We start from the raw sequence: 21,950 nt of genomic DNA on the forward strand, positions 1-21,950 counted from the left end.
CCATGAGTTCGGTCGCGATCAATCTGACGCTGGCCATCCTCTTGCTTGCGGCCAACGCCTTCTACGTGGCGGCCGAATTCGCGCTGGTGAAGAGCCGCGGCTTCCGCGTCAAGGCCATGGTCGAGCAGAACCGCTTTGGCGCCCGCCTCCTGCAAAGCATGATGGACGACATCGAGGCCTATCTGGCCTGTTGCCAGCTCGGCATCACCATGGCTTCGCTCGGTCTCGGCTGGGTCGGCGAGCCGACGGTCTCCGCGCTGCTCGGACCGCTGCTCACGCCGCTCGGAATGTCGGAAAATGCCCTGCACTTCACCTCGTTCCTGACGGGGTTCCTGGTGTTCTCCTCGCTGCACATCGTGATCGGCGAGCAGGTGCCGAAGACACTTGCGATCCGGCAACCGATGCCGGTTTCGCAATGGATCGCCTATCCGCTGTATGCGTCCTATCTGGTGTTCTACCCGCTCAACTGGCTGCTCAACAGCGCATCGCGGGGTATCCTGCGCCTGTTCGGCGTGCAGGAATCCTCGCAGCACGAGATCCTGACCGACTCCGAGATCGAAGGACTGGTGGAGGAATCCGCCGAGCACGGCATCATCGAAAGCGGCGAGGCCGAGTACATCCACAATGTCTTCCGCTTCGGCGACCTCGCCGTTTCCGACGTCATGGTTCATCGCACCTCCATGGTGACGATCAACGCCGACATGCCGCCGGACGAGCTGGTGCGCGAGATGCTCGCCACCGAATACACCCGCATTCCGCTCTGGCGCGACAAGCCGGAGAACATCGTCGGCGTGCTGCACGCCAAGGACCTGCTGCGTGCGCTGCGCGCCAACGACGGCGACGCTTCGCAGCTCGACGTCGAGAGCATCGCGCTGCCGCCATGGTTCGTGCCGGAGATGCGGCCGATCTCGGACCAGCTCAAGGCGTTCCGCCGCCGCAAGACCCACTTCGCCCTCGTCGTCGACGAGTATGGCGAGGTGGAGGGCATGGTGACGCTGGAAGACATTCTGGAGGAGATCGTCGGCGACATTTCCGACGAGCATGACATCGTCGTTGCCGGCGTGCGGACGCAGCCCGATGGCTCGGTCGTGGTCGACGGCTCGGTCCCGATCCGCGACCTCAATCGCGCCATGAACTGGCATCTGCCGGATGAGGAGGCGACGACGGTGGCGGGCCTCGTCATCCACGAGGCGCGCTCGATCCCCGACCGCGGCCAGAGCTTCACGTTCCACGGCTTCCGCTTCCGCGTGCTGCGGAGAGAGCGCAACCGCATCACGGCGCTGCGCATCGTGGCGGTGCCGCGAGAGCCGGACGCGCAGGAGCCGAGGCCGAAGCGGGCGGGGACGTCGTTCTAATCTAGCCTGATGCCGGGGCTCCCCGAGGGTCAGCCCTACAGCGCCTCGCCCTTCAACAGCTTCGGTATTTCGCCGGTGAGGCCGGCGGCCTGGCGGATGAAAAGGTTCTTCAGCGGCGGGGCGCGGTCGACGAGACCGAGCCCGATGTCGCGCACGGCGCGCAGCAATTTCGATTCGTTGGAGAACAGCAGGTTCAGCGAATTGGTGGCCACCCCCATCGCCATGGTGTCGAAGCGCCGCCAGCGCTGGTAGCGCTCGAGCACGTCGGCCTGGCCGATATCGATGCCGAGCCGGGCCGCGTCGACGACGACCTCGGCAAGCGCTGCGACATCCTTCAGGCCCATATTGAGCCCCTGGCCGGCGATTGGATGGATCACGTGCGCGGCGTCGCCGACCAGCGCAAGGCGCTCGGCGATGAAGGAGCGCGCGACGAAATAGCCGAGCGGGAAGGCGCGCGGCTTGTCCAGCGCCTTGATCTCGCCGAGATGCAGACCGAAGCGCTGCTCGAGCTCGGGATGGAAATCCTCTTCGCTCAGGGCGGTGATCCGCGCAGCCTCGGCGCGCGTCTCCGTCCACACCAGCGAGGAGCGCTTTCCCGTCAGCGGCAGGATCGCAAAGGGACCGGCAGGGAGAAAGTGCTCTTCGGCGCGGCCGTGATGATCGCGCTCGTGGCCGACGGTGACGACGATGCCGGACTGATCGTATTCCCAGCCATGGGTCGCAATCCCCGCCCGCTCGCGCAATTTCGAGCGTGCGCCGTCGGCGGCAACCAGCAAGCTCGCGGCGACGGTCGAGCCATCCGCCAGCGCGACGTCGATGCCGTCGGCGCTCGCCGCGTAACTGTTCACCGCGGTCGCACGCAGATCGACGCCGGCGGCCTCCGCCCGCGCCGCCAACGCATCGATCAGGTTGCGGTTCTCCACCATATGCGCGAACGGCTCGCCGGGCTCGACCTCGCCGGCAAATGTCAGGAACACCGGACGCGTGGCGTCGGCCAGCTGCGAGTCGGTGACGACCATGTCGAGGATGGGCTGCGCGTTCGGCGCCACCTCCTCCCAGACGCCGAGCGCCTCGAACAGCCGCCGGCAGGCGGCAACGATGGCGGTGGCGCGCGGGTCCCGGCTCGGCCGCATGCCGAGCGCCGGATCTGCCACGATGACGGGAATATCCGGCCCCAGCCCCTGGCGCAGCGCGAGCGCCAGCGCCAGTCCGGCAAATGCCCCGCCACAAATGACAATACTTCGCTGTGCCGTCATGGAATCCTGCGTACTCATACTCTTGCCCCCGGACTATAGCTGGGCGAAACAGGTTCACCAAACAAGGGCCGGGCCGTCATTCCGGGACGATACGTCAGTATCGAACCCGGAATCTCGACGTTCGGCTCCAGATTCCGGGTTCATGCTTCGCACGGAATGACGAAGGGAAGCTTATGTCCAAAGGCCTGATCGACCTGATCTCCATCCTCGACCTCGAACAGCTCGAGGTGAACCTGTTCCGCGGCAACAGCCCGAAGACGAGCTGGCAGCGCGTGTTCGGCGGACAGGTGATCGGGCAGGCGATGGTGGCGGCATGCCGCACCGTGGAGGGCCGCCTGCCGCATTCGATCCACTGCTACTTCATCCTGCCGGGCGATCCGCAGATCCCCATCATCTACCAGGTCGAGCGGCTGCGCGACGGCAAGAGCTATTCGACCCGCCGGGTCACTGCGATCCAGCACGGCAACGCGATCTTCTCCATCATGGTGTCCTTCCATGCCGAGGAGGAAGGCGTCTTCAATCATCAGGAAAAGATGCCGGACGTGCCGCCGCCGGAAAAACTCACCGCGGAGGAAATTTCCAAGCAGCCCTTGTTCAAGGAAATGCCGGAGTTCATCCGACGCTACTATGAATCCGATCGCCCGATAGAATTGCGCCCGGTCGAACTCGGCCGCTATTTCGGCCAGAAGATCGACGACGGCCGCATCCATGTCTGGATCCGAACCGCGGCAAAACTCCCCGATGATCCGGCGCTGCACATGTGCGCACTGGCCTATGCTTCGGACTTCTCGCTGCTCGATGCCGTGATGGCGCGCTACGGCCGCACGCTGTTCGACCGGCGCATGATGCCGGCGAGCCTCGATCACGCGATGTGGTTTCACCGCGCGTTCCGCGCCGACGAATGGCTGCTCTATGCCCAGGATTCGCCGAGCGCGCAGGACGGCCGCGGGCTGACCCGCGGCCTGATCTTCAAGCCCGACGGCACGCTGGTGGCGTCAGTGGCGCAGGAAGGCTCGGTGCGCCAGCGCAAGCTCTAGCTTATGCGAAGGCCGCCCCGCGCGGTGCCAGCGCGAACTGCGAAATGTACCAGTTCATGTACCAGCGCAGCATCCACGGGATCGGGATGATCAGCGAGCAGAGCAGCGCCAGCACGATCGAGCGCCACAGCACCTGCAGGCCGGACCCGTTGAAGACGATCTCGCGCCGCGTGCCGCCGATGTTGCGGCAGATCCAGCGCATCATGGCGGTGATGACCCAGGCCCAGCCGATGATGGTGATAAAGGAGACGATCAGCAGGACCTGCCAGCCGATATAGCCCCAGATGCTGCCGTTGAAGACCGCGGGAATCTTCAGGCCGTTCGAGGCGAGGTTGCCGACCGCCCATCGCAGGACAAACCAGGACACCACGGCTTGCAGCACGACCGCGATGATCTGGTAGGTGGGATCGTAGGCGCCGACCAGGCCCAGCAGGGCCAACAATATGAATGCCCACCAGATATCGCCGACCTGGCCGGTGAACGAGAAATTGGGCCGTCCCGGCACCTGGATGCGTGAGACGAACCAGCGATAGAACCAGACTGCAACCCAGGGCGCCGGAATCACCAGCAGCATGCCGATGATGTAGGCCAGCGAACGGCCGAGCAGGCCAAACAGCGGCAGGTCGGCCGCAAGCGCATTGCCCGGCAAACCAGCCGCACCCGCCATCGGCGGCGGCCCTCCCATCGGGAGCACCGGCGGACCGCCGGCAGGCATCAGCCCGGGAACTTGGGCGGCCTTCTGCCAGCCCGCCATGCCTTCGGTCCACACCAGCGTGTCGGGCCTGACCGAGCCGGTGGCGATGAGATCGCGAAACTGGGCTTCCGGATAGGGTCCCTGCTGCTGGCCGTTGGCGGCATAAAACCATTGGTTCGACATTGGCGTCTCCTCGGGAATTTCTGGCGGCGGGCCGGGAGATGGGCGGGCGAGACGTCCCGGCCGGGAAAGGATGCATTCTGACGGACGACCCGGCCGCCTGTACAGAGACGGGCACGTTCAGCCCCAAATGATTCCACTTACCCCTGCAAGTTTTTTGTGCCATTTGCACAGAAAGATGCCAGAAATGGATTGGCAAACGCCGCCGAACAGCCAAACTGCCCAAAACATGATGGAATGAAGGCTCCCCGCCCATGAAGCTCGTCGTCGCGATCATAAAACCGTTCAAGCTGGACGAGGTCCGCCAGGCGCTCACCGCCATCGGCGTCCACGGCATGACCGTGACCGAGGTCAAGGGTTATGGCCGCCAGAAGGGCCACACTGAAATCTACCGCGGCGCCGAATATGTCGTGAACTTCCTGCCCAAGCTGCGCATCGAGGTCGCCGTCGATTCCGACGTCGCCGACAAGGTGGTCAACGTCATCACGCAAAGCGCGCGCACCGGGCAGATCGGCGACGGCAAGATCTTCGTCACGCCGATCGATCACACCGTGCGCATCCGCACCGGCGAGACCGACAGCGACGCACTCTGAGAATTCACCTTCAAGAACGCGCCCGGCCGCGACGGCCGAAGGCGCGGACAAGAATTGCAAGTTGGTAATGCCGGGGAGCACATCATGGGGGCTTACTCACGCGCCGTGAGGCGATTGACGTTTGTCGGATCTTTCGCAAGCACGACGCCCGCGCTGGCCGACACTTCCACCATCAACGCCGCCGACACCGCCTGGATGATCACAGCCACCGCCCTGGTGCTGATGATGACCGTCCCGGGTCTGGCGCTGTTCTATGCCGGCATGGTGCGCAAGAAGAACGTGCTTGCCACCATGGCGCAGAGTCTTTCGGCGGTGGCGCTGATCTCGATCCTCTGGGTTGCCTACGGCTACTCGCTCGCCTTCGTCGGCGACGGCAGCTGGATCGGCACGCTCGACCGCTGGTTCCTGTCGGGCATGACCATGGAGTCGGTCAATCCGGCGGCGAAGACGATTCCCGAGGCCCTGTTCATGCTCTACCAGATGACCTTTGCGGTCATCACCGTGGCGCTGGTCGCCGGCGCCGTAGCCGACCGCATGCGGTTTTCGGCCTGGCTGTGGTTCGCGGTGGGCTGGTTCACCTTCGTCTATGTGCCGCTGGCCCACTGGGTGTGGGGCGGCGGTTTCCTGCAAACCATGGGCGTGCTCGACTTCGCGGGCGGCCTCGTCGTGCATCTTTCCGCCGGCATCGGCGGCCTCGTTGCGGCAAAGGTTCTCGGCAATCGCCACGGCTATGGCAGCGAGAACCTCGCGCCGTACGATCTGTCGCTGGCGATCATCGGCACCGGCATGCTTTGGGTCGGCTGGTTCGGCTTCAACGGCGGCTCGGCGTTAACGGCAAGCCCGCGCGCGGTGATGGCGATCACCGCAACGCATCTGTCGGCCTGCGCCGGCGCGCTGACCTGGGCCGCGCTGGAATGGTCGACGCGCCGCAAGCCTTCCGTGCTCGGCATGATCTCCGGCGCGGTCGCAGGGCTCGGCACCATCACGCCGGCCTCGGGTTTTGTCGCACCCTGGGCGGGCATCCTCATCGGCATTGCCGCCGGCCTGATCTGCTTCTGGGCCTGCACCTCGCTCAAGCAGCGCCTCAACTACGACGATTCGCTCGACGTGTTCGGCGTCCATGGCGTCGGCGGCATCACTGGCACGCTGCTGTGCGGCGTGTTCGCGGCCAAGGCGATCGGCGAAACGGCGGGCCTGCTCGAGGGCAACCCGCAGCAGCTCCTGACCCAGTTCTATGGGGTCGCCATCACCCTGGCCTGGACCGCGATCGTCACCTTCGTCCTGCTCAAGCTGGTCGGCGCCTTCGCACCACTCAGGGTGTCGATGCAGCAGGAGCTCGAGGGCCTCGATATTTCGCAACATGGCGAGGCACTGCAGTAGTCCCGCTATCCAAATACCGCTTTCCTGCACGTACGATGGGCATGATTGTGTCGAGACACCGTCATGCCCACGCTTTGGGCAGTACTGACTAGACTTTAGGCGCGACGGTTTGGCGCACTCCCGGCCTGTGCCACGAAACCCCGAAAACGTCCGGATTCATAAACCGTTAGGGAATGCCGCCGTTCTGGCACGGCATTTGATTCTACGGGGCCAGGCTGTGCCCGCGTAGTGAAATCTCTCCGCGTGGTGACGTCAGTCCAGATCGCCCGGAGCGCCGGGCCCAAGCGGGGATGAACCCAATGAAAATTGTTATGGCGATCATCAAGCCATTCAAGCTCGAAGAAGTCCGTGACGCCCTGACCGCCATCGGCGTTCACGGTTTGACGGTGACCGAAGTCAAGGGATATGGCCGGCAGAAGGGCCACACGGAAATCTATCGCGGCGCCGAATACGCCGTGAGCTTTCTGCCCAAGATCAAGATCGAAGTCGCCGTCAATTCGGATCAGGTCGACAAGACCATCGACGCGATCACATCGGCTGCCAAGACCGGCCAGATCGGCGACGGCAAAATCTTCGTCATCAACCTCGACCATGCGGTTCGCATCCGCACCGGCGAGGCCGATGCCGCAGCCCTCTGATTTCGCGCTCAACCCTACCACTCAGGAGTAAGACAAAATGACGTTCAAACGTCCCTATAGCGCGGGATTGGCGGCCCTCGCAGTCGGCCTTTTCGCTGCGACCGCAGCCTATGCCGAGCCAACCGTCAACAAGGGCGACAACGCCTGGATGCTGACGTCGACGGTTCTCGTGCTGTTGATGACCATCCCGGGCCTGGCGCTGTTCTACGGCGGTCTCGTCCGTGCCAAGAACATGCTCTCGGTGCTGATGCAGGTATTCTACACCGTCTGTATCGTCACCATCCTTTGGGCGCTCTACGGGTACAGCCTCGCCTTCACCGGCGGTTCCGACTTCATCGGCGGCTTCTCCAAGGCCTTCCTGATGGGCGTGACGCTGGAATCCAAGGCCGCTACATTCAGCGTCGACGCCAACATCTCGGAGCTGATCTACATCTGCTTCCAGATGACCTTCGCGGCGATCACGCCCGCCCTCATCGTCGGCGCCTTTGCCGAGCGCATGAAGTTCGCGGCGGTGGCGCTGTTCATTCCGCTCTGGGTCACCCTGATCTACTTCCCGATCGCCCACATGGTCTGGTACTGGGCCGGTCCGGACGCGATCACCGACGCCGCCAAGGCGCTGGCTGCTGCCGGCGATGAGGCTGCCAAGAAGGCGGCGCAGGCCAAGCTCGACGAAATCATGGCCGACGCCGGCTGGATCTTCAAGAAGGGCGCGATCGACTTCGCGGGCGGCACCGTGGTGCACATCAACGCCGGTATCGCCGGCCTCGTCGGCGCGCTGTTGATCGGCAAGCGCACCGGCTACGGCAAGGAACTGATGGCCCCGCACTCGCTGACCCTGTCGATGGTCGGCGCTTCCCTGCTCTGGGTCGGCTGGTTCGGCTTCAACGCAGGTTCGAACCTCGAAGCCTCCGGCGGCGCTGCGCTCGCCATGACCAACTCCTTCGTCGCAACGGCGGCGGCGGCGCTGGCCTGGATGTTCGCGGAATGGATCGTGCGCGGCCATCCCTCGATGCTCGGCGTCATCTCCGGCGCCGTGGCCGGCCTCGTCGCGGTCACGCCTGCTGCCGGTTACGCCGGCCCGATGGGCGCGATCGTGCTCGGCCTCGTCGTCGGCGTGGTCTGCCTGTTCTTCTGCACCATCGTGAAGAACTCGCTCGGCTATGACGACTCGCTCGACGTGTTCGGCGTGCACTGCATCGGCGGCATCATCGGCGCGCTGGGCACCGGCATCCTGGTCAACCCGGCCCTCGGCGGCACCGGCGTGATGGACTACGTCACCGGCAAGGTCGGCGACTACGACTTCGTGGCGCAGATGACTTCCCAGGTCTGGGGCGTCGGCACCACGCTGGTCTGGTCCGGCGTCGGCTCGGCGATCCTCTACAAGGTCGTCGACGTGATCGTCGGCCTGCGCGCCACCGTCGAGGTGGAGCGCGAGGGTCTCGACCTCACCGACCACACCGAGCGCGCTTACAACATGTAAGTTCTCCCACGGGCACGGCGCCTGCGGGCGCCGCGCCCAGAACTCCGGTTCGGGCACATACCCGGCAATGCCCTGACCGTTGAGGGGCTCCAGCGCAAGTTGGAGCCCCTTTCTTTTTGTTCCTTCCTGCGAATCCGGAAGCCCGACAGGCGGCGTGCGCGTGTTGACGCCGGGCGAAATGACCGGTTTGCTTCCATCCCAATCAAGAGAGCGGAAATTCCGTCTCGCAAAACAAGATACGGGGTGAGAGAACGCCTATGGATGCCCACGCCGCTACCGGCTCGGCCGGCAAATGGTCGCCCCCGAAAAACGCCAGCGCCATCGTGAAAAGCGTGCATGCGATGCTGCACCCCCGCAACATCGTGCTGGTCGGCGCCACCGACAAGCCCGGCAATTATGCCGAGCGCATCTGGAACAACCTGGTCAAGTACGGCTACGAGGGCGGCCTCTATCCGGTCAACGCCAAACGCGAAACTATCTGGGGCGTCAGCTGCTACAAGGATTTCGCGAGCCTTCCCGAAAAGCCCGACCATGTGCTGGTGCTGGTGCCCGCGCGCTTTGCGGTGCAGGTCATCCGCGATGCGGCGGCTACCGGCGCGCGCTCGGCAACCATCGTCACCTCGGGCTTCTCCGAGTTGCAGGATGAGGAGAGCCAGCGCCTCGCCGAGGAGCTGAAGCGGGCGGTGCAGGAAACCGGGCTTGCGGTGACCGGCCCCAACTGCCTCGGCAATCTCAGCGCCGGCGAGAAGCTCTTCACCAATATCGACGACCGCATCGTCACCATGGAGCAGGGCGCGGTCGGCATAGCCGGCCAGTCCGGCGCCATCGTGATGGCGATCCGCCAGGCGCTGGAGGATCGCGGCGTCGGCGTCGGCTACATGGTGACGACGGGCAACGAGGTCGGGCTCGAGACGCCGGACCTGATGGCCTATTTCGCCGCCGATCCCTCGATCCGCGTCATCGTGGTCTATCTCGAGGGCGTGCGGAACACGAAGGCCTTTCGCGACGCCTGCAAGGCCGCGCGCGCCGCCGGCAAGCCGGTCATTGCACTGAAGCTCGGCGCTTCCGAAGGCGGACGCGCGGCTGCCATGGCGCATACCGGGGCGCTGGCCGGCTCGATCGAAACCTTCGATGCGATCTCGACCCGCGAGGGCGTGATCCGCGTCCGCGGCCTCGACGAGCTGATAGAGACCACCGAATGCTTCGTTCATGCCGACACGCCGAAGGGCAACCGGCTTGCCGCGGTGTCGCTGTCCGGCGGCAAGCGCGGCTTGCTGATCGACACCTTCTATGCCGCCGGCATGAACTTCGCGCCGCTCTCGGTCAACGCATCGGAGCAGCTGGCAAAGATGCTCGGCCCCGGCAGCATCGTCGGCAATCCCCTCGACGCCGGCTTCGCCGCCGTGGTCGATCCCTCCGTCTACATGAAGTCGATCGAGATCATGATCGAGGATCCCGACACCGACATCGTCATCATCGACGCCGAGCTGCCGAAGGCGCCGCATGAACTGCGCGAGCGCAACCTGCGCATCGTCAACGAGATGGCGGGCAAGGCCGGCAAGCCCGTGATCTACATCAGCGCCATGTCGATCGGCTTCACCGAGCACACCAAGTCGTTGCGCAAATCGATTCCGAATGTCGCGGTGCTGCAGGGCCTCGACCGCGCGGTCGGCGCCATCAAATCGCTGATCGAGTATGCGAGCCTGCGCAAGGAGGTGCCCGACATCGTCTCGAGCTCGAAGGCGTCCGCCCGCGCGGCGCTGGAGCGGGCCTTGAAGAACACCAGCGGCGCCGCCGCGCTCGACGAGGTGGAATCGAAGAAGCTGCTGAAGGCCTACGGCATCCCGATTTCGCAAGAAGCAATTGCGCAGACCTCGGCCGAGGCTGTGAAGATCGCAAGGAAGATCGGCTTCCCGGTCGTGGCAAAGGTCGTCAGCCCCGACATCCTGCACAAGTCGGACGTCGGCGGCGTCGTGCTCAATCTCGGCAGCGCCGCCGAAGTGAAGAAGGCCTTCGACGATATCGTCAAGCGCGTGAAGAAGCTGAAGAACAAGCCCAGGCTCGAAGGCATCCTGATCGCGCAGCAGGTCAAGGCCGATCTCGAGCTCGTGGTCGGCGCCTCCCTCGACGCCGAGATGGGTCCGGTGGTGCTGTTCGGCACCGGCGGCGTGGACATCGAATTGATGAAGGACGTCGCACTCGCCGGCGCCCCGATCGATGCGGCCGAGGCGAAGCAGCTGATCGCCCGCACCAAGGCCGGCGTGAAGATGAAGGGCTATCGCGGCCGCCCCGCGCTGCACGAGGCTTCCGCCGTGAAGGCACTGGTCGGTCTCTCCAACCTGATCGCGGATGCCGGCAACCGTATCGCCTCGATCGACGTCAATCCGTTCCTGATCAACAGCAAGGTCGGCGTGGCCGTTGACGGGCTGATCGTTCTCAACAACGAGGCAGCGCGCAAGGCGGCGAAGCACTAGCGGAGGGAATAGCCATGAAACTGACAGGCGGATGCTATTGCGGCGCGGTGCGCTATGAGGCCGAAGGCGAGCCGATGATGATGGCGCAGTGCCATTGCCGCGAGTGCCAGTACATCACCGGCGGCTCGCCCAACGTGTTCGTGGCCATGTCACCGGACAGCTTCAGATACACAAAGGGGGCACCGAAGCAGTTCGCTCGCAAGGATCTGGAGAATCCGAGGACGCGCGAATTCTGCGCCGAATGCGGCACCCATGTCGTGACGCGCCCGCCGCGGCCGGTCGTCATCATCAAGGTCGGCACGCTGGATGAGCCCGGCCGGATCATGCCGCAGGTCGCGATCTACACCATCGACAAGCAGCCGTTCCACCACGTGCCGGAAGGCATGCCGGCCTTCGAGCGGCTGCCGCAGCAGTAGCGATCTTCTCTATCGGTCGTCATGGCCGGGTTCGTCCCGGCCATCCACGTCTTTCTCTCAAATGGCGCCAAAGACGTGGATGCCCGGCACAAGGCCGGGCATGACGAAAACCCCGAGAGCAGTGGGACTCGATCTTACGCCGCCGCCAGCGCCATTTCGTCGGCGCGCACGACGCGGTCGCGGCCCTGGCGCTTGGCCATGTAGAGCGCCTGGTCGGCGACGCGCATGACCCTGGCGAGATCGATCTCGCCGCGTGTCACGGTAAAGCCGATGCTGATCGTCATGCGCTCGCAGATGTCGCCGCTCCGGATCTCGCGAAGCGCACAGGTGCGGCGAATCTCCTCGGCATACATTTCAGCCTGCTCGCGCGAGAGGCCGATCATCAGCGCGGCGAACTCTTCACCGCCGTGGCGCGCCACCAGTCCGCCGCGGGCCAGCGAGAACTCGCGCAGCACGGCGGCGATCTCGATCAGCGCCTTGTCGCCGAACTCGTGGCCGAAACGGTCGTTGATCGATTTGAAATGGTCGATGTCGGCCATGAAGACGACCGCCGGCAGGCCGGCCTGCTGCGCCGAGCGCAGCGCCAGCATTGCGGCTTCGTCGAAGCCGCGGCGGTTGAGCAACCCCGTGAGCTGGTCGGTCTGCGAAATGCGCGACAACTCGCTGCGCGTCAACGTCAGTTCCTGCAGCAGCCGTGCCGAGCGGTAGCTCAGGATGCCGGAGATCACCGCGGGAATGATGGTGGCCGCGCACATGCTGAGGAGCATGACGTCGCCGACACGGATCAACGCATCCGGATTGCTGCCCAGGCTCATCGCCAGCGTCGTCGCGGCCATCATGACGCTGATGCCGGTCGAAAAGGCCATGCGCCGGATGGTCTGGCGCACGACATCGGTGTCGGTGATAATCTGAAGGCTCATGGTCCGCTCGGTTCGGACCATCCCTAACACCGCTGCGCACACGAACTCCTTAAACCAAAGTGTGATCCGTCAAGCGCGGTAAAGGGCACCCCACGCAGTCTGCTAAAATGCCTTGCATCCGCCGGGCAGCGTCGGGGCAATCCGGCATTTGCCGCGCTCGATTTTGGGTGTCTGGACGGCCGGCACGGCCGATGGTTAATCGCGTCTTAACCTCGCCGTATCTATGGTGATTTGATCGGGTCTTTCGGCCGGCACTTCCCTGCCCGGCTGCATTGAAAGTGCTGGCGTTTCAGACATGGCAATGACCGCCTCTTCCGGCCTGGCACAAGGTGCCGGCAATGTATCGGCTGCCGGTCAGGCCGAGCGCTCCCCGTTTGTCCGGACAACCGAGCTGCTGGCACCCTATCAACCCGGTAAGCCATTGATAACATTGTCATTGGGCGAGCCGCAGCACCCGGTGCCTGACTTCGTCGGCCCGGTCCTGGCCAGGCACATCGCCGATTTCGGCCGCTATCCCATGGCCAAGGGCATCGAGCCGTTTCGCCACGCGGTCGCCAACTGGCTGTCGACACGATTCAGCCTGCCTCGCGCCGTCGATCCCGAAACCGAAGTGCTGGTGCTCAACGGCAGCCGCGAAGGCCTGTTCTTCGCCGCCATCACTGCCTCGCGCCATGTCGGCAATCGCAGGGGCCGCCCCGCCATCCTGATGCCGAATCCGTTCTACCCGGCCTATGGCGCCGGTGCGCGCGCCGCCGGCTGCGAGCAGGTGTACCTGCCGACCACCGTCGCCAACGGATTCCTGCCTGACCTGGATTCGCTCAATGATGCGCTGCTGGCGCGCACGGTAGCGATGTTCATCGCCTCGCCGGCCAACCCGCAAGGCTCGGTCGCCACGCGCGATTATTTCACGCGGCTGAAGCAGCTCGCCGACCGCTTCGGCTTCTTCATCCTCAGCGACGAGTGCTATTCGGAAATCTACACCAGGGAAGCGCCGGGCAGCGCGCTGGAATGCGCGGGCCCCGACTTTTCCAACGTCGTCGTGTTCCAGTCGCTGTCGAAGCGCTCGAACCTGCCGGGCATGCGGGTCGGCTTCGCCGCCGGCGACAAGAAATTCCTCGCTGCCTTCCTCGAGCTGCGCAACGTCGCCGCACCGCAGGTGCCGGTGCCGCTGCAGCATGTCGCGGTCGCCGCCTACAGCGACGAGGCGCATGTCGAGGAGAACCGCAAGCTCTACCGCATCAAGTTCGATCTCGCCGACCAGATCCTCGGCAGTCGCTACGGCTACGTCAGGCCGGCCGGCGGCTTCTGCGTCTGGCTCGACGTCTCCGGCCGCGGCGGCGACGAGGCGGCATGCGTCAAGCTCTATCGCGACGCCGGCGTGCGCGTGATCCCCGGCAGCTATCTGGCGCGAATGCAGGATGACGGCAGCAATCCCGGCGCGGGCTACATCCGGCTGGCGCTGGTATCGGACTCCCAATCTACGGCCGAAGCGTTGCATCGGCTGGTCGAAACTCTGGATTAATCGCAAGGCGCGCTACGAGCATGGCAGCGATCGAACGGATAATTCCACTGGTGAGCCATCTGCCGCCGTCGATCCGCGACGCGCTGGCGCGGCGCATTCGCGAACTGGTTGGCCTCGGCCTGATCGTGCTGTCCGGTGTCGCAGCCGCCGCGCTGATGACCTGGTCGGTGCAGGATCCGAGCCTGAGCCACGCCACCTCGCGTGCGATCCGCAATGTGCTCGGCTATCCCGGCGCGATCGGCGCCGATCTGTCGATGCAGATCCTCGGCCTCGGCGCCATCATGCTGATCCTGCCCATTGCCGTGTGGGGCTGGCGCATGCTGACCCACCGCACCTTCGACCGCGAGGCGTTGCGGCTCGGCTGCTGGCTGCTGGCAACCGTACTCGCGGCGGGTTTCGCCAGCTGTTTCCAGCATGGCGGCGCATGGCCGCTGCCGACCGGACTCGGCGGCGTGGTGGGCGATGCCCTGGTGCGCGCACCGGCGGTCGTGTTCGGCCCGGCCGGGCTCGTCTATCGCCTCGTGCTCGGCACCATCCTGTTCGCCGCGATGAGCGCCGCCTTCCTGTTCGCCTCCGGCTGGGGTTCGCGTCCGCGCGAGGACGAGGAACTGACGCCGATAGAGGATGACGACGAGCCGTTTGTCGAGGAGAAGGAGAGCCGCAGCTCCGTGTCGCTGGGTTTCCTGTTCCACGCCATCATGAGCGCTAAGGCGCGGATCGGCTGGTTTTTCTCGACCGCCTACCGCTCGCTGGTTTCCTCCAGCCCGGCACCGCGGCTTTCCTTCGACCGCCAGGAGCCCAATCTCGACGGGCGCCGCGTGCCCTCGCTGGCGCCGCGGCACGATGAGGAAGAGGAGTTCGAAGACGAGGAAGAGGAGGACGAAGAGCCCGTCGCCCGCGCGCCGCGCAAGAAGCCGGCCCCGCGTCAGTCCTCGCGCAAATCTTCCGACAAGTTCGAGCTGCCGTCGGTATCCGTGCTGACGGCACCCAAAGCGTCCGACCGCCAGCCGCTTAGCAAGGCCGAGCTGGAGGCCAATTCCCGTTCGCTGGAAAGCGTGCTCGGCGATTTCGGCGTGCGCGGCGAAATCGTGAAGGCCCACCCCGGACCGGTCGTCACGCTGTATGAACTGGAGCCGGCGCCGGGCATCAAGTCTTCGCGCGTCATCGGCCTGGCCGACGACATCGCCCGCTCCATGAGCGCGCTGTCGGCGCGCGTCGCCGTCGTTCCCGGTCGCAATGCCATCGGCATCGAATTGCCGAACGCGCATCGCGAGAAGGTTTACCTGCGCGAACTGCTGACCGCCAAGGAGAGCGGCGACTCCGTCGCCAAGCTGCCGCTCTGCCTCGGCAAGACCATCGGCGGCGATCCCGTCATCATCGACCTCGCGCGCACGCCGCATATGCTGATCGCCGGCACCACCGGCTCCGGCAAATCGGTCGCCATCAACACCATGATCCTGAGCCTCGTGTACCGGCTGCGTCCGGACCAGTGCCGGCTGATCATGGTCGATCCGAAGATGCTCGAGCTTTCCGTCTATGACGGCATCCCGCATCTCCTCACGCCCGTCGTGACCGACCCGAAGAAGGCGGTGGTCGCGCTGAAATGGGCCGTGCGCGAGATGGAAGAGCGCTACAAGCGCATGGCCAAGCTCGGCGTCCGCAATATCGACGGCTACAATGCGCGCCTCGGCGAGGCCAAGGCCAGGGGCGAAGAGCTGACGCGCACCGTGCACACCGGCTTCGACAAGGAGACCGGCAAGGCGATCTACGAGGAGGAGAAGCTCGAGCTCGACCCGCTGCCCTACATCGTCATCATCGTCGACGAAATGGCCGACCTGATGATGGTCGCAGGCAAGGACATCGAGGGCGCGGTGCAGCGCCTGGCGCAGATGGCGCGCGCTGCCGGCCTGCACGTCATCCTCGCCACCCAGCGTCCCTCGGTCGACGTCATCACCGGCACCATCAAGGCGAACTTCCCGACCCGCATCGCCTTCCAGGTCACCTCGAAGATCGACAGCCGCACGATTCTCGGCGAGATGGGCGCCGAGCAGCTGCTCGGCCAGGGCGACATGCTCTACATGGCCGGCGGCGGCCGCATCAGCCGCGTGCACGGCCCGTTCGCTTCCGACGAGGAAGTCGAAAAGGTCGTGCGTCATCTCAAGACGCAAGGCCAGCCCGAATATCTCGAAGCGGTCACCGCGGAAGAAGAGACCGACGAGGACGGCGGCGCAGTGTTCGACGGCACCAGCATGGGCGGCGAGGGCGGCGACCTGTTCCAGCAGGCGGTCGCGATCGTCAAGCGCGACCAGAAGGCCTCGACCTCCTACATCCAGCGCCGCCTGCAGATCGGTTATAACCGCGCCGCGTCGCTGATGGAGCGCATGGAACTGGAAGGCATCGTTGGCCCGGCGAATCACGCCGGCAAGCGCGAGATCCTCGTGGGCGAGGAAGAAGGCGGCGGTTACTGACAAAAGGGCCGCTTTTTGCGGCAAAACCTCACGGAAAAACGATATCTCAGCAGGCCAAAATCGCGCTAAAAGTGGCCGCCAACAAAGCGGGATGATGCGTTGAACGGAAGTCTTGAAGTTCGCATGACAAAACACCAGTACCCCATCCGCGCGCTGGCGCTCCTGATCGCGACATCGCTCGCGGTCTTCGTCACTGCATCTTCCGCGCAGACCGTTCCGGTGCCGAAACCCGCGCCGAAAGCCCGCGACCGTGACAGTGCGCAGAACCAGATGAGCGCCGCCGAAAAGGCGCCGTTGACCACCGCTACGACACAGCAAGCGCCGCCGACGCCCGTCATTCCCGATCCGCGCCGCAACGTGCCCGCCAATATCTTTGCGACCTTCGATGCCAACCAGAAGGCGCAGGCCGCAAGGGTCTCGACCTATCTGTCGTCGCTGCAGCAGCTGAGCGGCAGCTTCGTCCAGGTCGGCCCCGACGGCAGCAAGACCAAGGGCGATTTCTACATCATGAAGCCCGGCAAGGTGCGCTTCGAATACGATCCGCCGACGCCGATCGCGATCATCGCCGACGGCTCTTCGCTGGCGGTGCGCGACCGCAAGCTGGCGACCCAGGACATCTATCCGCTGTCGCAGACCCCCCTGCGCTTCCTGCTCTCCGACCGCATCGACCTCCTGAAGGACACCAACGTCGTCAGCGTCACCGCCGACGACGTCTTCATCAGCGTCACCATTGAGGAAAAGCAGGCGCTGATCGGCACCAGCCGCCTCATGCTGATGGTCGGCACCAAGGACGGCCAGCTCAAGCAATGGACCGTCACCGACCCGCAGGGCTACGACACCACGGTCGCCGTCTATAATCTGGACGCGAACAAGAAGGTCGATCCCGGCCTGTTCAAGATCGACTTCACCAACTATTCGACCCCGCCGGGCTAGCGCCAAGCACCCTCGTAGGGTGGATTAGCCGAAGGCGTAATCCACCATCTTGCCTGGGATTCGGTGGGTTACGCTGCGCTAACCCACCCTACGCACCTCCGCTGTGGACAAGGATTCGCGCGGTTCCAATCCATGCTAGAACGCACTCCCCCATGCGTTTCTCCCTGACAACCTGGAACATCAATTCGGTGCGGCTGCGCATCGACCTCGTCGCCAAATTCCTCAAGGCGGTGCGGCCGGACGTGCTGTGCCTGCAGGAGACGAAATGCATCGACGATGCATTCCCGCTGAAGCGATTTCGCCGGCTCGGCTATGAGCATGTCGCGCTGAACGGGCAGAAGGGCTATCACGGCGTCGCCATCGTCTCGAAGCTGCCGTTCGACAGCAGCGATGTCAGGACCTTCTGCGACAAGGTGGATTCCCGCCATATCTCGGTTTCCTTCGGCGAGAAGGCGCAGCTCGCAAAGCCGCTGGTGCTGCATAATTTCTACGTACCGGCCGGCGGCGACATTCCCGATCCCGCGCTCAACCCGAAATTCGATCACAAGCTGAAGTTTCTCGACGAGATGAAGGCGTGCGAGCCGCTGCATCCGCGCGGCGACGACCGCCACATCCTGGTCGGCGATCTCAACGTCGCGCCGCACGAGAACGACGTCTGGTCGCACCGGCAGCTGTTGAAAGTCGTCTCGCACACGCCGATCGAATGCGAGAAGCTGCTCGCCGCCCAAACCCATGGCGAATGGATCGACGTCGCGCGCGAAAGATTTCCGATGTCGGAGAAGGTCTACACCTGGTGGAGCTACCGCGCCGCCGACTGGACCGCCGGCGACCGCGGCCGCCGGCTCGACCACATCTGGGTCTCGCGCGCGCTGAAGGACAAGGTCGCCGACTTCCGCATCCTGCGCGACGCCCGCGGCTGGGCGCGTCCGTCGGACCACGTGCCGGTCACGGCGGTGCTAGAGGTCTAGCTCCGTCGCCGCGACTCACACCCTCACCGTGAGGATCAAGTACTGAGCTTCCCGCCAGCCATCAGGATATCGCTGGCGATCTGGCTGGTGCGGGTGGCGAATTCGTCGCGCAGGCGGCGCGCGGCGGCCGGATCGCTTTCCAGCACGCGCGCGAACAGGCTGCGCGGAATGCGGATCACGGAGGAATTGTCGAGCGCGATTGCCGTCGACGGCCGCTTCATCGCCACGACCAGCGCGAGCTCGCCGATCAGCGCCGTGGGACCGGCGACGATTTCGGCGGAGACACCGTCCTCGATGCGGAACGCGCCGCGCTGGACCACGAAGCCGGCATCGGCTTCCTCGCCGGCGTTGAACAGCACGTCGCCGCGGCTGAAATTGCGCTGTTCGGAGCCGATCGCGAGCATACGCAACGACGCCGATCCCAGAAGCCTGAGAGTCGGCACGCGCTCCAGCAGGGCTACATCATCTTCGATCGACATCGAGGACCGGCTGACTCAGCCTGAAATACGAATCGTATGAGTGAAACGTATCACGGCACCAGCTTGTAGCCACCGGCTTCCGTCACCAGGATCTCGGGGTTAGCCGCATCTTTTTCGATCTTCTGGCGCAGCCGGTAGATGTGGGTTTCCAGCGTGTGGGTGGTGACGCCGGAATTGTAGCCCCAGACCTCCTGCAGCAGCGTCTCGCGCGACACCGGCTGCTGGCCGGCGCGATAGAGGAAACGCAGGATTGCGGTTTCCTTTTCCGTCAGCCGCACTTTTCGCGCATTCGCCGCGGTGAGCATTTTCGAGCCGGGCCGGAAGCTGTAGGGGCCGACCGAGAACACCGCGTCCTCGCTCGCCTCGTGCTGGCGGAGCTGGGCGCGGATCCGCGCCAGCAGCACGGCGAACCGGAACGGCTTTGCGACGTAATCATTGGCGCCGGATTCCAGACCCAGGATGGTGTCCGAATCGGTGTCGTGCCCGGTCAGCATGATGATCGGCGCCTTGAAGCCGCCCTTGCGCAGGCTGCGCACCACTTCGCGGCCATCGGTATCCGGTAACCCCACATCCATCAGCACGAGGTCGGGCGAATCATTCTTGGCGGCCGTGGCCCCTTTGGCGCCGGTATCGACGGCGGATGCTTCGAACTCGTCGTGCAGCGACAACTGCTCGACCAGCGTGTCGCGCAAATCGGTGTCATCATCCACAATCAAAATCTTGCGGGCATTGGGCATCGGTACGATCCTTGAGGCGGCAGGCAGCGGCCGCAAGCGGGGAAGCCTAGGCCGTTACGCAACTAGAAGGGTAGCTGGCCAGAGACCAGCTCGTTTTGAGGTAAGCGGCGGTTACAGATTCTCAAGCCGAGGGGCAGTCTACTCCAGATTCCCCGGCCTTTTTCGATCATTGTGTTCGGGCGGCGTGAAATAGAGCAATTTGCCGCGGCGTGGCAACCCGGGATTTGTCGATTCGCATGGGAATTCCTGATATTTCAAACACTTATAGGACAGCCACGCGTGATCGGCCATTGTTGGCGATTCGCGTTCGCCCCTCGGCCGGCAACCCTCGCCGGGGCTGGCTCACGGCGGCAGGCTGGACCATACCGGTCGCGCTCGGACGTGGCGGCATCAAGGCCAACAAGCGCGAGGGCGACGGCGGCACCCCCCGCGGCGTCTTCCGTCCGAGGCGGCTGTGGTGGCGTGCCGACCGCCATGTCCGCCCCCGGACGCACCTCGCCGTCCGCCCGATCCGTCCCGAGGATGCCTGGTGCGAAGACCCGGCCGACCGCCACTATAACCGGGCGATCCGGCTCGCGCGCGGCCGGGCCGGCGACCGGCTGACCCGCGAAGACCATCTCTATGATTTCATCGTCGAGATCGACCACAACACGCGCCCTCGCATCGCCGGACGCGGCAGCGCCGTATTCCTGCACCTGGCGCGCGCGAACTTTTCCCCGACCGCAGGATGTGTTTCGATGACGCGTTCGGCCATGTTGCGATTATTGCGAAGGATGGGTCCGCGGACGCGGATCGTGATTGGATGAAGCACCTTTTGGGGACCAGGCATTATGCTGGAGAAAAATCAGGTCGCCGCGGCGTCGCAGACACTGCATGAGCACTGGCGCGCGGGAACCAAGCTCGCCGCGCTGGAAGACTGGCACCGCCCGCAGAACCGCGCCGACGGCTACGCGATCCAGGCCGCGATCGAGCGCTATTCCACCACGCATCTGTTCGGTTGGAAGATCGCCGCCACCAGCGAGGCCGGGCAGAAGCACATCAACGTCGCCGGCCCCATGGCCGGAAGGATTCTGGCCGAGACCGTGATCGCCGACGGCGGAACGGCGCCGATGGCCGGCAACGAGATGCGCGTCGCCGAGCCTGAATTCGCCTTCCGCATGCGTGTCGACCTGCCGGCGCGCTCGACGCCCTACAGCGTGCAGCAGGTGCTGGACGCCGTCGACACGCTGCATCCCGCCATCGAGATTCCGGATTCGCGCTTTGCCGATTTCGTCGGCGCCGGCGAGGCGCAGCTCATCGCCGACAACGCCTGCGCGCACCTGTTCGTGCTCGGACCTGCGACATCGGCGGACTGGCGCTCCATGGATATGATCGAGCACCGCCCCGTGATCACCATGCGCGGCGAAGCTTTCACCGGCCACGGCAGGAACGTGCTCGGCGATCCCCGCCTCGCGCTGGCCTGGCTCGCCAATGAGCTGCGCCAGCTCGGCATCAACCTGAAAGCGGGCCGGGTGGTCACCACAGGCACCTGCCACAAGCCGCTGCCGATCCAGGCCGGCGATTTCTGCGCGGTGGATTTCGGCGCACTGGGCAAGGTGTCGGTGGGATTCGCGTAGATCGACATCACCGTCGTCCAGCTATCAGCGATGCCCGAAAATCGCCGAGCCGACGCGCACATGCGTGGCGCCGAACTGAATGGCGGTGGCGAAGTCCGCGCTCATGCCCATCGAAAGGTTCTTCAGTCCGTTGCGCGCCGCGATCTTTGCAGCCAGCGCGAAATGCGGCGCCGCCGCCTGGTCGACCGGCGGGATGCACATCAACCCCGCGATATCGAGCCCGTATTTGTCGCGGCACGCGGCGATGAAGGCATCGGCCTCCTGCGGCGCCACGCCCGCCTTCTGCGGCTCCTCGCCGGTATTGACCTGCACGAACAGTTGCGGGTGACGGCCCTGCGACCTGATTTCCTTCGCCAGCGCTTCGCAAATGCTCGGCCGGTCCACCGAATGGATGGCGTCGAACAGCGCGACGGCTTCCTTCGCCTTGTTGGATTGCAGCGGGCCGATCAGATGCAGCACCAGGCCGGGATGCGCCGCGATCAGCGCCGGCCATTTCGCTTTCGCTTCCTGCACGCGGTTTTCGCCGAATACGCGCTGGCCACTCGCAATCACGGGCAGGATGGCGTCGGCGCCGAACGTCTTGGATACCGCAATCAGCGTCACCGCGGCGCGGTCGCGGCCATGCTCCTTGCAGGCGCGCGCGATCTCCTGCTCCACGGCGGCAAGGCCGCTTGGTAAAGGCGCGGTTACTACGGGCGTTTCGCTCGCCATTGTCTCGCTCGCAGGCCCCGCAAACGGGCGGGATTTCCTTGAATTTTACCAAGTTCGGGAAAGGCTTTTTGAACCCTTGCCTTTACCCTGTCC

The 21,950-nt window shown here is 64.9% G+C and carries 20 protein-coding genes; 14 read left to right on the plus strand and 6 right to left on the minus strand.

Features of this window, described 5'->3' with window-relative positions; translation table 11 throughout:
• Positions 1 to 2 precede the first annotated feature (2 nt).
• Positions 3 to 1,355, plus strand: a complete 1,353-nt coding sequence (locus HZB49_RS24990; RefSeq protein ID WP_291616242.1) for a hemolysin family protein — start codon at positions 3 to 5, stop codon at positions 1,353 to 1,355.
• Between the two features lie 35 nt (positions 1,356 to 1,390).
• Here HZB49_RS24990 and HZB49_RS24995 read toward each other — a convergent pair whose 3' ends face one another.
• A complete protein-coding gene (locus HZB49_RS24995) occupies positions 1,391 to 2,629 on the minus strand; it encodes a ubiquinone biosynthesis hydroxylase (protein ID WP_291616243.1) in 1,239 nt (412 codons plus the stop codon).
• A gap of 155 nt (positions 2,630 to 2,784) precedes the next feature.
• Here HZB49_RS24995 and tesB point away from each other — a divergent pair, with 155 nt between their 5' ends.
• Positions 2,785 to 3,648 carry an acyl-CoA thioesterase II gene (tesB, locus tag HZB49_RS25000; RefSeq protein ID WP_291616245.1) on the plus strand — a complete coding sequence of 288 codons (864 nt, stop codon included), beginning with the start codon at positions 2,785 to 2,787 and terminating at the stop codon, positions 3,646 to 3,648.
• A 1-nt stretch (position 3,649) separates the two neighbouring features.
• On the opposite strand, the gene HZB49_RS25005 is transcribed toward tesB, so the two are convergent.
• On the minus strand, positions 3,650 to 4,525 hold the full coding sequence (locus HZB49_RS25005; RefSeq protein ID WP_291616247.1) for a DUF4339 domain-containing protein: 876 nt from the start codon (positions 4,523 to 4,525) through the stop codon (positions 3,650 to 3,652).
• Between the two features lie 251 nt (positions 4,526 to 4,776).
• Between HZB49_RS25005 and HZB49_RS25010 the strand changes: the two genes are divergently transcribed.
• From HZB49_RS25010 to HZB49_RS25035, 6 genes are all read left to right on the plus strand, one after another.
• Positions 4,777 to 5,115, plus strand: coding sequence for a P-II family nitrogen regulator (locus HZB49_RS25010; protein ID WP_291616249.1), 339 nt, complete (start codon positions 4,777 to 4,779; stop codon positions 5,113 to 5,115).
• A gap of 84 nt (positions 5,116 to 5,199) precedes the next feature.
• Positions 5,200 to 6,495 (plus strand): ammonium transporter, encoded by a 1,296-nt coding sequence (locus HZB49_RS25015; protein WP_291616251.1) that lies wholly within the window; start codon positions 5,200 to 5,202, stop codon positions 6,493 to 6,495.
• Between the two features lie 299 nt (positions 6,496 to 6,794).
• A complete protein-coding gene (locus HZB49_RS25020) occupies positions 6,795 to 7,133 on the plus strand; it encodes a P-II family nitrogen regulator (protein ID WP_291616254.1) in 339 nt (112 codons plus the stop codon).
• Between the two features lie 37 nt (positions 7,134 to 7,170).
• Complete coding sequence (locus HZB49_RS25025; RefSeq protein WP_291616256.1) at positions 7,171 to 8,613, plus strand: ammonium transporter; 1,443 nt, start codon at positions 7,171 to 7,173, stop codon at positions 8,611 to 8,613.
• Between the two features lie 257 nt (positions 8,614 to 8,870).
• A complete protein-coding gene (locus HZB49_RS25030) occupies positions 8,871 to 11,087 on the plus strand; it encodes an acetate--CoA ligase family protein (protein ID WP_291616258.1) in 2,217 nt (738 codons plus the stop codon).
• Positions 11,088 to 11,101: 14 nt separating this feature from the next.
• Positions 11,102 to 11,503 carry a GFA family protein gene (locus HZB49_RS25035; protein WP_291616260.1) on the plus strand — a complete coding sequence of 134 codons (402 nt, stop codon included), beginning with the start codon at positions 11,102 to 11,104 and terminating at the stop codon, positions 11,501 to 11,503.
• A gap of 134 nt (positions 11,504 to 11,637) precedes the next feature.
• Here HZB49_RS25035 and HZB49_RS25040 read toward each other — a convergent pair whose 3' ends face one another.
• The gene (locus tag HZB49_RS25040) at positions 11,638 to 12,423 is read right to left on the minus strand and encodes a GGDEF domain-containing protein (RefSeq protein ID WP_291616262.1); all 786 of its coding nucleotides are present in this window, start codon (positions 12,421 to 12,423) and stop codon (positions 11,638 to 11,640) included.
• Positions 12,424 to 12,718: 295 nt separating this feature from the next.
• Between HZB49_RS25040 and HZB49_RS25045 the strand changes: the two genes are divergently transcribed.
• From HZB49_RS25045 to HZB49_RS25060, 4 genes are all read left to right on the plus strand, one after another.
• On the plus strand, positions 12,719 to 13,945 hold the full coding sequence (locus HZB49_RS25045; protein ID WP_291616264.1) for an aminotransferase class I/II-fold pyridoxal phosphate-dependent enzyme: 1,227 nt from the start codon (positions 12,719 to 12,721) through the stop codon (positions 13,943 to 13,945).
• Positions 13,946 to 13,965: 20 nt separating this feature from the next.
• A complete protein-coding gene (locus tag HZB49_RS25050; protein ID WP_291616266.1) occupies positions 13,966 to 16,413 on the plus strand; it encodes a DNA translocase FtsK in 2,448 nt (815 codons plus the stop codon).
• Between the two features lie 153 nt (positions 16,414 to 16,566).
• Entirely contained in the window at positions 16,567 to 17,346 is a 780-nt protein-coding gene (locus tag HZB49_RS25055; protein WP_291616396.1) for an outer membrane lipoprotein carrier protein LolA, read from the plus strand.
• A gap of 152 nt (positions 17,347 to 17,498) precedes the next feature.
• On the plus strand, positions 17,499 to 18,314 hold the full coding sequence (locus HZB49_RS25060; protein WP_291616268.1) for an exodeoxyribonuclease III: 816 nt from the start codon (positions 17,499 to 17,501) through the stop codon (positions 18,312 to 18,314).
• 35 nt (positions 18,315 to 18,349) lie between these two features.
• Here HZB49_RS25060 and HZB49_RS25065 read toward each other — a convergent pair whose 3' ends face one another.
• Both HZB49_RS25065 and HZB49_RS25070 read right to left on the minus strand, forming a co-directional pair.
• Complete coding sequence (locus tag HZB49_RS25065; RefSeq protein WP_291616270.1) at positions 18,350 to 18,793, minus strand: cyclic nucleotide-binding domain-containing protein; 444 nt, start codon at positions 18,791 to 18,793, stop codon at positions 18,350 to 18,352.
• A gap of 50 nt (positions 18,794 to 18,843) precedes the next feature.
• Positions 18,844 to 19,530, minus strand: a complete 687-nt coding sequence (locus HZB49_RS25070) for a response regulator transcription factor (protein WP_291616272.1) — start codon at positions 19,528 to 19,530, stop codon at positions 18,844 to 18,846.
• Positions 19,531 to 19,766: 236 nt separating this feature from the next.
• Between HZB49_RS25070 and HZB49_RS25075 the strand changes: the two genes are divergently transcribed.
• Both HZB49_RS25075 and HZB49_RS25080 read left to right on the plus strand, forming a co-directional pair.
• On the plus strand, positions 19,767 to 20,336 hold the full coding sequence (locus HZB49_RS25075; RefSeq protein WP_291616273.1) for a L,D-transpeptidase family protein: 570 nt from the start codon (positions 19,767 to 19,769) through the stop codon (positions 20,334 to 20,336).
• A gap of 24 nt (positions 20,337 to 20,360) precedes the next feature.
• Positions 20,361 to 21,146, plus strand: a complete 786-nt coding sequence (locus HZB49_RS25080; RefSeq protein WP_291616275.1) for a hydratase — start codon at positions 20,361 to 20,363, stop codon at positions 21,144 to 21,146.
• A 24-nt stretch (positions 21,147 to 21,170) separates the two neighbouring features.
• Here the strand turns inward: HZB49_RS25080 and HZB49_RS25085 are convergent, their stop codons facing one another.
• Entirely contained in the window at positions 21,171 to 21,857 is a 687-nt protein-coding gene (locus HZB49_RS25085; RefSeq protein WP_291616277.1) for a YggS family pyridoxal phosphate-dependent enzyme, read from the minus strand.
• Positions 21,858 to 21,950: the final 93 nt, after the last annotated feature.

This window comes from Bradyrhizobium sp. (genome assembly GCF_016219575.1).
Taxonomy (GTDB): domain Bacteria; phylum Pseudomonadota; class Alphaproteobacteria; order Rhizobiales; family Xanthobacteraceae; genus Bradyrhizobium.

What these genes read in the sequence shown, in the direction of transcription:
- HZB49_RS24990 (WP_291616242.1), top strand. Translation starts at nt 3, where the DNA reads ATGAGTTCGGTCGCGATCAATCTGACGCTGGCCATCCTCTTGCTTGCG.
- HZB49_RS24995 (WP_291616243.1), bottom strand. Translation starts at nt 2,629, where the DNA reads ATGAGTACGCAGGATTCCATGACGGCACAGCGAAGTATTGTCATTTGT.
- tesB (WP_291616245.1), top strand. Translation starts at nt 2,785, where the DNA reads ATGTCCAAAGGCCTGATCGACCTGATCTCCATCCTCGACCTCGAACAG.
- HZB49_RS25005 (WP_291616247.1), bottom strand. Translation starts at nt 4,525, where the DNA reads ATGTCGAACCAATGGTTTTATGCCGCCAACGGCCAGCAGCAGGGACCC.
- HZB49_RS25010 (WP_291616249.1), top strand. Translation starts at nt 4,777, where the DNA reads ATGAAGCTCGTCGTCGCGATCATAAAACCGTTCAAGCTGGACGAGGTC.
- HZB49_RS25015 (WP_291616251.1), top strand. Translation starts at nt 5,200, where the DNA reads ATGGGGGCTTACTCACGCGCCGTGAGGCGATTGACGTTTGTCGGATCT.
- HZB49_RS25020 (WP_291616254.1), top strand. Translation starts at nt 6,795, where the DNA reads ATGAAAATTGTTATGGCGATCATCAAGCCATTCAAGCTCGAAGAAGTC.
- HZB49_RS25025 (WP_291616256.1), top strand. Translation starts at nt 7,171, where the DNA reads ATGACGTTCAAACGTCCCTATAGCGCGGGATTGGCGGCCCTCGCAGTC.
- HZB49_RS25030 (WP_291616258.1), top strand. Translation starts at nt 8,871, where the DNA reads ATGGATGCCCACGCCGCTACCGGCTCGGCCGGCAAATGGTCGCCCCCG.
- HZB49_RS25035 (WP_291616260.1), top strand. Translation starts at nt 11,102, where the DNA reads ATGAAACTGACAGGCGGATGCTATTGCGGCGCGGTGCGCTATGAGGCC.
- HZB49_RS25040 (WP_291616262.1), bottom strand. Translation starts at nt 12,423, where the DNA reads ATGAGCCTTCAGATTATCACCGACACCGATGTCGTGCGCCAGACCATC.
- HZB49_RS25045 (WP_291616264.1), top strand. Translation starts at nt 12,719, where the DNA reads ATGGCAATGACCGCCTCTTCCGGCCTGGCACAAGGTGCCGGCAATGTA.
- HZB49_RS25050 (WP_291616266.1), top strand. Translation starts at nt 13,966, where the DNA reads ATGGCAGCGATCGAACGGATAATTCCACTGGTGAGCCATCTGCCGCCG.
- HZB49_RS25060 (WP_291616268.1), top strand. Translation starts at nt 17,499, where the DNA reads ATGCGTTTCTCCCTGACAACCTGGAACATCAATTCGGTGCGGCTGCGC.
- HZB49_RS25065 (WP_291616270.1), bottom strand. Translation starts at nt 18,793, where the DNA reads ATGTCGATCGAAGATGATGTAGCCCTGCTGGAGCGCGTGCCGACTCTC.
- HZB49_RS25070 (WP_291616272.1), bottom strand. Translation starts at nt 19,530, where the DNA reads ATGCCCAATGCCCGCAAGATTTTGATTGTGGATGATGACACCGATTTG.
- HZB49_RS25075 (WP_291616273.1), top strand. Translation starts at nt 19,767, where the DNA reads ATGGGAATTCCTGATATTTCAAACACTTATAGGACAGCCACGCGTGAT.
- HZB49_RS25080 (WP_291616275.1), top strand. Translation starts at nt 20,361, where the DNA reads ATGCTGGAGAAAAATCAGGTCGCCGCGGCGTCGCAGACACTGCATGAG.
- HZB49_RS25085 (WP_291616277.1), bottom strand. Translation starts at nt 21,857, where the DNA reads ATGGCGAGCGAAACGCCCGTAGTAACCGCGCCTTTACCAAGCGGCCTT.